At 68.7% G+C, this 12,449-nt stretch carries 13 protein-coding genes; 3 read left to right on the forward strand and 10 right to left on the reverse strand.

Translation table 11 applies throughout. From position 1 onward, the window contains the following. Positions 1–412 precede the first annotated feature (412 nt). Entirely contained in the window at positions 413–799 is a 387-nt protein-coding gene (locus J9611_RS07610) for a DUF1844 domain-containing protein (RefSeq protein WP_211879047.1), read from the forward strand. A gap of 98 nt (positions 800–897) precedes the next feature. Here J9611_RS07610 and J9611_RS07615 read toward each other — a convergent pair whose 3' ends face one another. From J9611_RS07615 to J9611_RS07650, 8 genes are all read right to left on the reverse strand, one after another. After that, on the reverse strand, positions 898–2,226 hold the full coding sequence (locus tag J9611_RS07615) for an MFS transporter (protein WP_211879049.1): 1,329 nt from the start codon (positions 2,224–2,226) through the stop codon (positions 898–900). A gap of 71 nt (positions 2,227–2,297) precedes the next feature. Further along, on the reverse strand, positions 2,298–3,215 hold the full coding sequence (locus tag J9611_RS07620; RefSeq protein ID WP_211879051.1) for an SseB family protein: 918 nt from the start codon (positions 3,213–3,215) through the stop codon (positions 2,298–2,300). 13 nt (positions 3,216–3,228) lie between these two features. Further along, the gene (priA, locus tag J9611_RS07625) at positions 3,229–3,975 is read right to left on the reverse strand and encodes a bifunctional 1-(5-phosphoribosyl)-5-((5-phosphoribosylamino)methylideneamino)imidazole-4-carboxamide isomerase/phosphoribosylanthranilate isomerase PriA (RefSeq protein WP_211879053.1); all 747 of its coding nucleotides are present in this window, start codon (positions 3,973–3,975) and stop codon (positions 3,229–3,231) included. 54 nt (positions 3,976–4,029) lie between these two features. Further along, a complete protein-coding gene (locus J9611_RS07630; RefSeq protein ID WP_211879054.1) occupies positions 4,030–4,188 on the reverse strand; it encodes a CG2302 family histidine operon protein in 159 nt (52 codons plus the stop codon). Continuing rightward, positions 4,189–5,007, reverse strand: coding sequence for an imidazole glycerol phosphate synthase subunit HisH (hisH, locus tag J9611_RS07635; RefSeq protein WP_307857041.1), 819 nt, complete (start codon positions 5,005–5,007; stop codon positions 4,189–4,191). It lies immediately after the preceding gene. Next, positions 5,004–5,630 (reverse strand): imidazoleglycerol-phosphate dehydratase HisB, encoded by a 627-nt coding sequence (gene hisB, locus J9611_RS07640; RefSeq protein ID WP_211879055.1) that lies wholly within the window; start codon positions 5,628–5,630, stop codon positions 5,004–5,006. The genes hisH and hisB overlap by 4 nt, the downstream gene beginning before the upstream one ends. Positions 5,631–5,701: 71 nt before the next feature. After that, positions 5,702–6,820: a histidinol-phosphate transaminase gene (locus J9611_RS07645; protein ID WP_211879056.1), complete on the reverse strand. Its 1,119-nt coding sequence runs from the start codon at positions 6,818–6,820 to the stop codon at positions 5,702–5,704. 89 nt (positions 6,821–6,909) lie between these two features. Next, on the reverse strand, positions 6,910–7,338 hold the full coding sequence (locus J9611_RS07650; protein WP_211879057.1) for a LysM peptidoglycan-binding domain-containing protein: 429 nt from the start codon (positions 7,336–7,338) through the stop codon (positions 6,910–6,912). Between J9611_RS07650 and J9611_RS07655 the strand changes: the two genes are divergently transcribed. Together J9611_RS07655 and lexA are read left to right on the forward strand one after the other, a co-directional pair. After that, positions 7,337–7,546, forward strand: coding sequence for a hypothetical protein (locus J9611_RS07655; protein WP_211879058.1), 210 nt, complete (start codon positions 7,337–7,339; stop codon positions 7,544–7,546). The two genes, J9611_RS07650 and J9611_RS07655, sit on opposite strands and share 2 nt — an antisense overlap. Before the next feature lie 165 nt (positions 7,547–7,711). Next, on the forward strand, positions 7,712–8,461 hold the full coding sequence (gene lexA / locus J9611_RS07660) for a transcriptional repressor LexA (protein ID WP_211879060.1): 750 nt from the start codon (positions 7,712–7,714) through the stop codon (positions 8,459–8,461). A gap of 49 nt (positions 8,462–8,510) precedes the next feature. Here the strand turns inward: lexA and J9611_RS07665 are convergent, their stop codons facing one another. Both J9611_RS07665 and hflX read right to left on the reverse strand, forming a co-directional pair. Continuing rightward, on the reverse strand, positions 8,511–10,610 hold the full coding sequence (locus tag J9611_RS07665; protein ID WP_281414539.1) for an ATP-dependent DNA helicase: 2,100 nt from the start codon (positions 10,608–10,610) through the stop codon (positions 8,511–8,513). Beyond that, positions 10,603–12,189 carry a GTPase HflX gene (gene hflX / locus J9611_RS07670; RefSeq protein ID WP_211879061.1) on the reverse strand — a complete coding sequence of 529 codons (1,587 nt, stop codon included), beginning with the start codon at positions 12,187–12,189 and terminating at the stop codon, positions 10,603–10,605. The genes J9611_RS07665 and hflX overlap by 8 nt, the downstream gene beginning before the upstream one ends. Positions 12,190–12,449: the final 260 nt, after the last annotated feature.

Here is a 12,449-nt window from a genome sequence, read left to right on the forward strand (position 1 = left end):
GCTCATTGATTCTTGGCTCGCTAATGTTAAAGCTCCTGTGTTCGTGAGTGGCATTCCACCGGCAAATAGAGAAGGCCCCCAATTGCCGGAGCAATCGAAGGCCTCGAAGATCGGAGCTGCCTGCCTCGCATAGAGGCGGCATGCGTTCCCGCCAGGCTGGTGCCCGGGGAAAACGCCCGACCAGGTACCCGGCAACCTTACTTCCCGAAGAAAGATTCGCGGCTGACGCGGGTGGGAGAGAACTCCGCTTGCAAACTGAAAACCGATTCTACAGAACGAATCCCGTCCGGCGCTACCTGCCTGATCAGGCAGGAACCGGAGGGACTGTGATAAACAACTGTGTGATATACAACTGTGTGATGGAGCTCTGTAAAATAACGACATCCAGTCGGTCTGTGACAAGCTTACCAGCATGAGCACTTCAGACAGTAATTCACACGTTTTCGAGCCCTCGACCGGCCAGGCCGACGTCTCACAGCAGATCCGCGACATCTCCGAGGTCCCCGCGATCGAGGTCATCACCACCGCGGCTGTGCACCTGATGAGCGCCGCCGCCGTGAAGCTCGGCCTTGCCGCCGAGGAGAACGCCGAGGAACTCAAGGACCTCGACGAGGCACGCAAGCTGATCATTGCCCTCGCCGGCCTGGTCACTGCCGCGGCCCCCGAGATCGGTTCACAGCACGCCGGACCCTTGCGCGACGGGCTGCGTTCGCTGCAGCTGGCCTTCCGCGAGGAATCCGCCATTCCGGATGCTCCGGGCAAGGGCCCGGGCGAGAAGTACACCGGCCCCGTCAACTAGCAGCGATCGCCGAAGCCGGGCCCTTTCCGGTCACGGACTTCAAGGAACCACGACGACGGCGGGCGGACCACACAGGTCCGCCCGCCGTCGTCGTTGGCTCAGACGATGGTGGCCAGCCGCCGCCGGCGACGGTGCTGCAGCATCAGCCCCGCGAGGCACAGGGCGACGCCGGCCACTCCCACGGCGACGAATCCGGCCGGAGGGGAGACGACGTCGATGAAGAGGCCTGCCAGCGGGGCGCCCAGCGCGATCCCGCCGGTGAGGGCGGATCCGTACCAGCCCATTGCCTCGCCCCGGCGGCGTTCGTCGACCAGTTCGGCCACTTTCTCCGAGGCTGCCGAGAGCACCGGCGCGCAGAGCAGCCCGGGCAGGAGCGAGAGCAGGCTGAGGGTCCAGGTGTCCGCCGCGAACGCCATCGGGATGGTGAGGGCGGACATGCCGAGCAGCAGCAGGAGCGGTGGGATGGGCCGGTGCATGGCGCCGTAGAGGATGCCGCCCACCACCGACGCCCCGCACCAGAAGAGGAAGACGAGGCCGATCTCGGCCTGGTGGCTGCCGCCCTCGAGGGCTGCGACGATCCCCACATCGGTGCCGCTGAGGATCATGCCGGCACCGGCAGCAACGGCGAAGACGGCGGCCACGGCGGCGGTGAACCAGCTGAAGCTGTGCAGGACCCTGTGCCTCAGGCCGGACCGGCGCTCCCGCCGCTCCCCGGCGGACGCGGCCAGCGGGGCGGGCCCGGCCGCCACTTCCCGCAGGTGGGCGGGCGCGGCAGCGACGATGGCCACCTGTGTGCCTTCCAGGGGGCCTGCCTGCCGGCCTGGCTCGAAGCCGGCTTCCGGCACAGCGCTGCGGGTCGGCGGGTTGAACCACATGAGGAAAAGCCCGGACACCGAGGTGGCCGCACCGATCACGGTGAGTCCCAGGACGGAGAATCCGGCGGTGGCCACGATGGCCCCGGCGGCGGGGCCGATCATGAACACGAATTCGGTGGTGATGGCGTCGAGGGCGAAGGCGGTGCGCCGCTGCTCGCCGGTGGCCAGGACGCCGAGGGACTGGCGGACAACGCTGAAAATGGGCAGCGTCAGCAGGCCGCCGACGAAGACCAGCGGCAGCAGCAGTTCGTAGGACACGTGCGGCACGATCGACCAGATCACGGTCTCGGAAATGACCGACGGGACCAGGGCCCTGCGCAGGCCCACCGTGTCCACCCGGCGTCCGCGCCAGGGTGCCCCGACGGCGATGCCGATGGTCATGACGGCGGCCGCGGCGCCGGCGGCGGCGTAGCCCTGCCCCAGGGTCAGGACGATGTGCAGGGTCAGCATCACCCCGCCCGCCGCGTGCGGTATGCGGGCGATCATTCCCACCAGCAGGAGCCGCCTGATGGGCCCCACGGCCAGCAGGTCCCGGTAAAGCGCGAAGTTCACGGACTACATCCTTTGGTTCTGCCGCGGCAGCCTGCTACTGCTTCCGGCAGGGGTCCCCCGCTTGCCGTCAGCTATGGCGCCGCGCGCTGCAACTTGACCTCGATCGAGTCAACCCGCTCGGCAAACATTTCATTCCGTGCCCAGGCGTTGTTGAGGCCGGCCACCATCGACTGGACGCCGGCGGCGTCGAGTCCGTCCTCAAGGTACAGCACCACCTTCAGTTCCGGCCCGGCCCCGCCGCCGGGAAGGAGCGTTCCGTCGGCGGCGGCCGAGGAAACTCCGCCACCTGGATGAATTTCTACCCGGCGGACGGCCGGAAAGCCAGCCACGGCCGAACCCAGCCACCGCGCCAGCTCCGGATCACCGTACGACGGCGTCCACGGGCGCTGCTGGGCAAGCGCCCAGACGGCGGGCCGGCGCACCACGAAGGTGAACTCCGAGCCGGGATCCAGCACCAGCAGTTCGGCGCCTTCGGCGACGGCGGACAGCGCCGCCCGGGCCGCGTACACCGCGACGGGCCGGGCCGCCGCGTGCCAGGCCATGAGCGAGGCCGCGGAGGTGAAGAGGGGCATGGCCGTCCGGCCGTCGGGGGCCTTGAGGGTCACGAGGGCCATGTCGGCCTGCTTGTCCGCCTGCAGGGTGTCACCGTGCAGCCCCACGGCTCCTTCGCCCTCTTCGGCGAGCCGGGCGAGGATGGGCACGAAGACCCGGGCGGCGGCCAGGGAGGCCACCACCCCTGCTTCGTCGCCTTCGCCTGCCGCCAAGGCCGCAAGGGCCGCAAGGTAGCCGGGGTCGGCGGCGCCGTCGTCGTCCTCGAAATTGTGGATCGTCGCGTCGTCGCCGGCGAGGCTGCGGCCGGCCCAGGGCTGGCCGGCGGAGTCGGTGGCGCCGCCCGCGCCGGCAAGCGCGGCCGCGATGTGGCCGGGCAGCTGGCGCGCCGCGGCTCCGCTGCCTGGCGCTGCCTGCTCGTCCTTCTGGAAATGCTCCACTGTTGCGGACCGCCTAGCGGCGGCCGGCGACGTCGAGGGCCTCGGGCATGGTGAAGTTGCCGTTGTAGAGGGCCTTGCCGATGATCGCGCCTTCGACGCCGAGCGGGACGAGGGATCGCAGCACCTTGAGGTCCGCCAGGCTGGAGATTCCGCCGGACGCGACGACGGGCTTGCCGGTCTTCTCGACCATCCGGCGCAGCAGCTCGACGTTGGGGCCCTGCAGGGTGCCGTCCTTGGTCACATCGGTGACGACGTAGCGGGCGCAGCCGGCCTCCTCGAGGCGGCCCAGCACCTCCCAGAGGTCGCCGCCTTCCTTGGTCCAGCCCCGGCCGGCCAGGGTGGTTCCGCGGACGTCGAGGCCGACGGCGATCCTGTCGCCGAAGCGCTCGATCGCGCGGCGGGTCCACTCCGGGTTCTCCAGCGCCGCGGTGCCCAGGTTCACCCGTGCGACGCCGAGGTCCAGGGCCTTCTCGAGCGATTCGTCGTCGCGCAGGCCGCCGGAGAGCTCCACCTTGATGTCCAGCCGGCCCACCACTTCGCGGAGCAGTTCCGCGTTGGAGCCCCGGCCGAAGGCCGCGTCGAGGTCCACGAGGTGGACCCATTCGGCGCCCTGCTGCTGCCAGTTCAGGGCCGCGTCCAGCGGGGTGCCGTAGCTTGTCTCGCTGCCGGCTTCGCCCTGGACGAGGCGGACAGCCTGGCCGTTGACGACGTCGACGGCGGGCAGCAGCTCAAGTACGGGCAACGGGGTTTCGGTGGTCATCGTGGATCCTCAGCTTCGGTGTGGCGGCGGTTGGTCAGGAACGCTGCGGGGCCGTCAGGCGGCCGGCAGCGTCAGGAGATAGGCGGCCAGCAGCGACATTCCGGCCAGGACATAGAACACGATCTGGACCCAGAGGGGGCTCTTCTGCTGCCGGAAGGACAGGGCACCGCCGACCAGCAGGCCGGCAAGGCCCATCAGCACCAAGGACCACATCTAGGCGGTCTGTTCCGGGGGCGTGGCGTGGCCTCCGGTGCCCGCGGAAGTGGCCACGGCGGAGGCTGCGGGGGCGGACTCGGCCTCGGCGGCATCGGCGGCTTGGGGGCGGCCGCGCAGGCTGTCCACCCAGTTGCGCAGCAGCCGCGCACCGGCGTCGCCGGACTTCTCCGGGTGGAACTGGGTGGCGCACAGCGGGCCGTTTTCGACGGCTGCGATGAAGGGGCCGCCGTGCTCGGACCAGGTCACGAGCGGTGCCGCCATCCGCGGCTGGATGACGTCGAAGTCCCAGTGCTGGACGCCGTAGGAGTGCACGAAGTAGAAACGTTCGTTCTGGACGCCGGCGAAGAGACTGGAGCCTTCGGGGACGGCGACCGTGTTCCAGCCCATGTGCGGGACGACGTCGGCGGGCAGCAGTTCCACCTTGCCGGGCCACTCCCCCATGCCTTCGGCTTCGGTGCCATGTTCGACGCCGGCCTCGAAGAGCACCTGGAGTCCCACGCAGATCGCGAGCACAGGCCGGCCGCCGGCGACGCGGCGCCCGATCATCCGGATCGCGTCGACGGCCTTGAGTTCTTTCATGACCGTTTCGAAGGCGCCGACGCCGGGGACGACGAGGCCGTCGGCGTTGAGTACATCCTCCGGTTTGGAGCTCAGGATGACCTCGGCCCCGGCCCGTTCCAGGGCGCGGACGGCCGAGCGGATGTTGCCGGAGCCGTAGTCCAGCACCGTCACGGTGGGCTTGCCCTCGGGCGACGCGGGTTTCCGGCCGGCCTCGGGATTGATGACGGCCCCGTCCCGGATGTCCGGGCCGGTCACAGTGCGCCCTTGGTGGAAGGGATGCCCTTGACCCGGGGATCGGGCTCGACGGCCGAGCGCAGGGCGCGGGCGAAGGCCTTGAACTGGGCCTCGACGATGTGGTGCGGGTCCCGGCCGGCGGTGACGTTCATGTGCAGGCAGATTCCGGCGTGCAGGGTGATGGCCTCGAAGACGTGGCGGGTCAGCGAGCCCGTGAAGTGGCCGCCGATCAGGTGGTATTCCTGGCCGGCCGGCTCGCCGGCGTGCACCAGGTAGGGGCGGCCCGAGACGTCGACGACGGCGTGGGCGAGGGCCTCGTCCAGCGGCACCGTCGCCTCGCCGAAGCGGCGGATGCCGGCCTTGTTGCCAAGGGCGGTGCGCAGGACCTCGCCGAAGGTGATGGCGACGTCCTCGACCGTGTGGTGGACGTCGATGTGGGTGTCGCCGGTGGCCTTGACCGTCATGTCGATCAGGGAGTGCTTGCTCAGTGCCGTCAGCATGTGGTCGTAGAACGGCACCGAGGTGCTGATGTCCGAAACTCCGGTGCCGTCCAGGTTGATCTCGACCAGGACGGAGGACTCGCTGGTGGTCCGTTCCATCCGTGCGGTGCGGCCCTCGGCAGCGGTTGATCCGGTGTTGCTCATGTGGGTGTTTCCCCTTTGGAAGAAGGCATGGTGCTGGGCAGCCTGGCAGTGGTCCTGTCCAAGGCTTAAGTCTAGGCCTGCAGCGCTGCGCGGCCGGTCAGGATGCGTTCGAGGGCCTCGAGGAAGGCTGTGGTTTCCGTCTCAGTGCCGGCTGTCACGCGCAGGTGGCCGGGGATGCCGACATCGCGGATGAGCACCCCCGCGTCCAGCAGCCCCTGCCAGGTCTCGTGCGGGTTCTCGAGGCCGCCGAAGAAGACATAGTTGGAATCGGAAGCGGCCGGCCTGAGGCCCATCCGCTGCAGTTCGGAAACGATCCGGTCCCGCTGGCGCTTGATGTCCTCGACGTCGGCCATGAGCGCCACCCGGTGGTGCAGGGCGGCCAGTGCCGTGGCCTGGGTGATCGCCGAGAGGTGGTACGGAAGGCGGACCAGGCGCAGGGCGTCGGTCACTTCGGGTGCCGCGGCCATGTACCCCAGCCGTGCGCCGGCGAGGGCGAAGGCCTTGCTCATGGTGCGCGAGACGATGAGCCGTTCCCGGCCCGGCAGCAGCGTGAGCGCGCTGGGCGTTCCATCATGGGCGAACTCGTGGTAGGCCTCGTCAACAATCACGATGGTCTGGCTGGCCTCACCGGCGGCGTAGACGGCCTCAACGACGTCAACACCAAGGCCGGTGCCGGTGGGGTTGTTCGGGGAGCACAGGAAGACGACGTTGGGTTGGAGTTCGCGCACCTGGCGTGCTGCCGATTCCGCGCTCAGACCGTAGTCCCCGGCGCGCACCCCCACAAGGTATTCCGTGTCCGTGCCGGCGGCCAGCAGCGGGTACATGGAGTATGTGGGCGGGAAGCCCAGAGCGGTGCGTCCCGGGCCGCCGAAGGCCTGGAGGATCTGCTGGAGCACCTCGTTGGAGCCGTTGGCCGCCCAGATGTTCTCCGCGCCCAGTCCGTGGCCGAGATACTCCGCCAATGCTTCGCGCAGTTCGGTGAATTCGCGGTCCGGATACCGGTTCAGGCCCACTGCCGCTGCCGTCACTGCTTCGGAGATGGCCGCTTGGACGTCGGCCGGGACACCGTGGGTGTTCTCGTTAACGTTGAGCAGGATGGGGACGTCCAGCTGGGGCGCCCCGTACGGGCGCAGCCCGCGCAGATTGGTCCGGAGGGGAAGTCGGTTGAGGCGCTCTAACTGGTCAGTCACCTCATCAGTTTAAGTGAGGCCGCGGCGGGCCCTGAAACTGTGACGCCCCGGCCCCGTCTTTTGGGGGTGCCGATGTTTGGGGAGCCGGGCTACTTGGACGGGACGAAGAGCTGCTGGCCCGGGATGACGCGCGCAGCGTCCAGGTTGTTGAGCTGGACGATGTCTCCGACGACGTCCCGGGGATCGCGCTCCGGTGCGACGGCCCCGGCGATGGCCCACAGGGAGTCCCCGGGCTGGACCGTCACGGACACGGTCGGCGTCAGCGACAGCTCGGATGCGGAGTCCGCCGCCTTGGCGGGGGCGTTGAGGAATCCGCTGAACGAGAGAATGAGGGCGGCCAGCAGGATAAGCGGAAGGCCGAAGAAGATGAACCTGCCCCGGCGGGTCAGCCGGAGCGGGGCCTGTCTGGCACCGGGGGCAGCGGCCGGCGCCGCCGGAGCGTGGCTGCCAAAGGACCGGACCTGTTCGGATGGATCGTACTGGCCGAATGTGTCGTGAAACGCGCCTGATGCTGCCATGAACTTAGCCCTCCTGGACCATACGGTGCCGCTGCCGCCAGGCAGCCTGTCCTCGAACGTTTTGCCGAACGTCTACCTCTGCTTTGGCCTCAGCCAATCGAACACATATTCGAACTTTGCTGGTTCTGTTTTAGCACTTATTGACGAACATTGTCGAGACTCGCTAGAACAAATGTTTGAAAATCCGGTCCGGCTGGCCTACGTTTGAGTGACAGAACAAGCTCTTCCGGAGTTGAACCCAGTAGTTGAACCCACTAGTTGAACCCACTAGTTGGTCAGCAGTAGTTGACCAGCAGGGTCTGACAATTCAGACCGGAAGATCCCGGCCACCGCGGCGACGGCGGCCGGGCGGATTGGAAAGGCGTTGGCGAACATGGCAGCACAAGCCACCGGCGGCAGGGCCACCCAGCGGGGTCCCCAGCCGGCCCGGGCACCCAAGAGCCTCACCGTCCGGCAGAAAAAGATCCTGGAAACCATCCAGCGGTCCGTGACGGACAAGGGCTATCCGCCGTCCATGCGCGAGATCGGCGACACCGTTGGGCTCGCCAGCCTGTCCAGCGTCACGCACCAGCTCTCACAGCTGGAGAAGCTCGGCTACCTCCGGCGCGATCCCAAGCGTCCGCGCGCCATGGAGGTGCTCATGCCGTTGACCCTTGACGAGGGAACCACCAGGATTTCCGGTGTGGCGAAATCCAGCGGCCTGCGGTCCGTGGGAGGGCTGTCCGTTTCGGAGCTCGCCAGCGCCACGGACACCGCCATGGTGCCGTTAGTGGGGCGGATCGCCGCCGGCGGCCCCATCCTCGCCGACCAGGTCGTGGAGGACGTCATGCCGCTGCCGCGCCAGCTGGTGGGCCACGGCGAACTTTTCATGCTGAAAGTGGCCGGCGATTCGATGATCGACGCCGCCATCTGCGACGGCGACTGGGTGGTTGTCCGGCGGCAGAGTGACGCCCTCAACGGCGAAATCGTTGCCGCGCTGCTGGATGACGAGGCAACGGTCAAGACCTTCCGCCAGCGCGACGGCCATACCTGGCTGCTGCCGCAGAACACCCAGTACGAGCCCATCCTCGGCGACCACGCCGTCATCATGGGCAAAGTCGTCTCGGTCCTGCGCTCCCTCTAGGCCCCGCCGAACGTTTCCCGCCGGCCTGCCCGCCGGCTGTTCCCTGCGCCTACGTGGCAGCCTGCCGGGACTCCTTCGACAGCCGTTCCAGGGCCGCCAGGGCGACCGCAGGGTCGGTGGTCGGCCAGAACGGCGGCAAGGCGGCGCGGAGGAAGGCTCCGTAGCGTTCGGTGGACAGCCGCGAATCCAGCACCGCCACCACGCCCTTGTCCGTCGTCGACCGGATCAGCCGGCCGGCCCCCTGGGCGAGCCGGATCGCGGCATGGGTGGCCGACACGGACATGAAACCGTTGCCGCCGGACTGGGCCACCGCCCGTGAGCGGGCCGTCATCAGCGGATCATCCGGCCGGGGGAAGGGAATCCGGTCGATGACCACGAGCCGGCAGGAGTCGCCGGGTACGTCGACGCCCTGCCACAGGGACATGGTGCCGAACAGGCACGTGTCCGGCTCCTCGCCGAACTGCCGCACGAGCCCGGTCATGGTCGAATCCCCCTGGCACAGGATGTCCATGTCCAGCCGGGGCCGCATGGCCCCCGCGGCGTCCTCCGCGGCGCGCCGGGAGGAGAAGAGGCACAGCGCGCCGCCCCCGGAGGCCCGGATCAGGCGCTCGAGCTCGTCGAGGGCTTCCGGTGAGGCTCCGCGGCCGGGTTTGGGCAGGTGCTTGGCGACGTAGAGGATGCCCTGCTTCGGATAGTCGAAGGGGGAACCGACGTCGACGCCGGTCCAGCTGGGCGCGCCGGGGCCCACCAGGCCGAGGCCTCCGGCCGTCGGTTCGAACGCGGAGCCGATCGCCAGCGTCGCGGAGGTCAGGATGACGGTGTGGTCCGCGAACAGCCCTTCCCGCAGCCGCCCGGCAACGCTGAGCGGTGCCACGTTGATCAGCGCCGGTGCGCTCTCGTCCGGCGGGGAGTATCCCTGTGCCGGGTCGAAGGTGCTGTTGCGGGAGAACCACACGACCTCGCGGTTTTCGCCGGCGGCCAGGAGCCGCTCGCAGAGTTCCAGGATGACCATGAGGCGCGAGCGCGCGAGCTGGCGGCCGCCGTCGGGCGTGCTGGCGCCGTCCCCCTTGGAATCGGAGAGGGCCGCGCGGCAGGCATCGCGCAACTGGTCGACGCAGTCCAGCTGTTCGCTGTTGAGCCCGTTGGGCAGGAGGCCGCTGGGTGCGCCTTCGATGGCAAGTTCGAGGTGGGAGGCCGCGTTGTTCAGCGCGTCCACGGTGATGCCGGTGTGCTTGCGGGCGCCGGAGGCGGCGGCGTGCACCATGGCCACGGAAAGCTGGCCGGAGACGGCCCCGGTGACCCGGTCCTGGAGCTCGTGGGCCTCGTCCACGACCACGACATCGTAGTCCGGGAGCACGGCCAGGCCTTCGAAGGCGCTGACGGCGAGCATGGCGTGATTGGTGACGACGACGTCGGCGTCGGCGGCGTTCTGCCGGGCCAGTTCACTGAAGCATTCGGCCGCGAGCGGGCACTTCTGGGCGCCGAGGCATTCCATCGAGGTGACGGAGACCTGCCGCCAGGCCCGGTCCGTGACACCGGGCACAAGTTCGTCCCGGTCCCCCGTTGCCGTGTCCTCGGCCCATTCGCGCAGCCGGACGATTTCCTTCCCCAGCTGGGAGGACGGGCCGCCCAGGGCCGCCGCGAAGTGCGGCACGGAAGTGTCCTCGCCGAGGGAGAACAGCTGGCCTTCGGACGGTTCCTCGGACGGGAACCCGCCCTCGAGCTTGTGCCGGCAGACGTAGTTGGAGCGGCCCTTGACGAGCGCGACCTTGACGGGACGTTCGAGGGCGGGGGTGATGGTCTGGAGCAGCCGGGGAAGGTCGCGGCCCACGATCTGGGTCTGCAGGGCCAGGGTTGCGGTGGAAACCAGGGTGGGCTTGTCGCTGACGAGCGAGTGGGCGATCAGCGGAATCAGGTACGCCAGGGACTTTCCCGTGCCGGTTCCGGCCTGGACCAGCAGATGGTCGCCGGTGTCGATCGCGTGCGCCACCTGCCGCGCCATTTCGTGCTGGCCGCTGCGGCTCTGCCCGCCCATGCCGGACACGGCCCGGTCGAGCAGTTCGATCACGAACCGCTCGCCGGCCGGGCCGCCGTCCGGTGTGGGCGCGTCAGGTCCAGGCGCATCAGCCCCGGTCACCGCGTCAGTCATTGCTGATGAACGAATCCAGTTCAGCGGCGAAGCCTTCGCGCACCATCACCACGGCCCGGGTGCCGGTTTCCTCGTGCTGGAGGCTGATGATCTCGGCGTCGGTGTCGTGGAGCTTGCTGAGCAGGTCACCGCGGTTGTACGGGATCATCAGTTCCAGCTTCACGCTGGGCCGGGGAATGCCCTCGCTGATGGCCTTCAGCAGCTCCGGAATGCCCTCGCCGGTGCGTGCGGAAACCACGACGTGGCGCGGTTCGCGCTGCTTGAGGCGTTCGATCACGAAGGGATCGGCGGCGTCGGCCTTGTTCAGGACGATGATTTCCGGCACCTTGCGGGCGTCGACTTCGCTGAAGACTGCCCGGACCGCGGCAATCTGGCCCTCCGGATCGGGGTGGGAGACGTCCACGATGTGCAGGATCAGATCAGAGTCGGCGACCTCTTCCAGGGTGGAGCGGAATGCCTCCACGAGCTGGGTGGGCAGCGAGCGGACGAAGCCGACGGTGTCGGCGAGGGTGTAGCCCAGTCCGTCCGAAGTTTCGGCCTTGCGGACCGTCGGGTCCAGGGTGGCGAACAGGGCGTTCTCCACCAGGACACCGGCGTCGGTCAGCCGGTTCAGCAGCGAGGACTTGCCCGCGTTGGTGTACCCGGCGATCGCCACCGAGGGGACGGCATTACGACGGCGGTTGGCGCGCTTGGTTTCCCGGGCCGGCTTCATCGCGGCGATTTCGCGCCGCAGCTTGGCCACCCGGGTGCGGATCCGGCGCCGGTCCAGTTCTATCTTGGTTTCACCGGGACCGCGGGAGCCCATGCCGGCGCCGGCGCCGCCCACCTGGCCACCGGCCTGGCGGGACATCGATTCGCCCCAACCGCGAAGGCGCGGGAGCAGGTATTCGAGCTGGGCCAGTTCGACCTGGGCCTTGCCCTCGCGGCTCTTGGCATGCTGCGCGAAGATGTCCAGGATCAGGGCCGTCCGGTCGATGACCTTGACTTTGACAATGTCTTCGAGGGCACGCCGCTGGGAGGGTGCGAGTTCGGCGTCGACCACGACCGTGTCCGCGCCGGTGGACATCACGATGTCCTTGAGCTCCTGGGCCTTGCCGGAGCCGAGGAAGGTGCCCGGATCGGGCTTCTGGCGGCGCTGGACGAGCCCGTCGAGGACTTCCGAGCCGGCCGTCTCGGCCAGGGCCGCGAGTTCGCGCAGGGAGTTCTCGGCGTCGGCGAGGGTGCCTTCGGTCCAGAGCCCGGCCAGCACGACGCGCTCCAGGCGCAGCTGGCGGTATTCGACTTCGGTGACGTCTTCGAGTTCGGTGGACAGGCCGGCGGTACGGCGCAGGGCGTGCCGTTCCTCGAGGTCCTGCTGGTCGCCGTCGTAGCTGCCGTGTTCCTCCGCCAGCCCGGAGATCGCCTGGGCCCGGCCGAGCACCGTCCTGGGGTCGGCGCCGTCGTCATCCGGACCGGCACTGCGGACTGCGTTCCGGGCGGGGGCGTCCTTGGAGAGGATCCGGTCGATAACAGCCTGGATTTCCTCGGGACTCATGTCCGAGGCTGCTGAATCGGGTCCGGTGTTGGGCTGACTGGTCATGGTCTCCTTCGAAGGTTCGGCACTTTCAGAATAGTGCCGATTGTTGCTGTGTGGCGCGGTATTCGCGCTGGGCTGACGACTGGTGGTCATCCGGGCCTCCTGGGATGCCTGCGGCGGCGGCGCCGGCGGCAGGGTGGGCTCCGAGGCGGAGCTGTGAAATTGAGGGAGGGAAAAGGCGGCGATGGGGTGAAAGAATTTATGCGTTCAGCATTACGGGACTCCAAGTGAAAGGCGCGCCGGACCGGTGAGGTCACTGCTGT

It is taken from the genome of Pseudarthrobacter albicanus, from assembly GCF_018224015.1.
Classification (GTDB): domain Bacteria; phylum Actinomycetota; class Actinomycetes; order Actinomycetales; family Micrococcaceae; genus Arthrobacter; species Arthrobacter albicanus.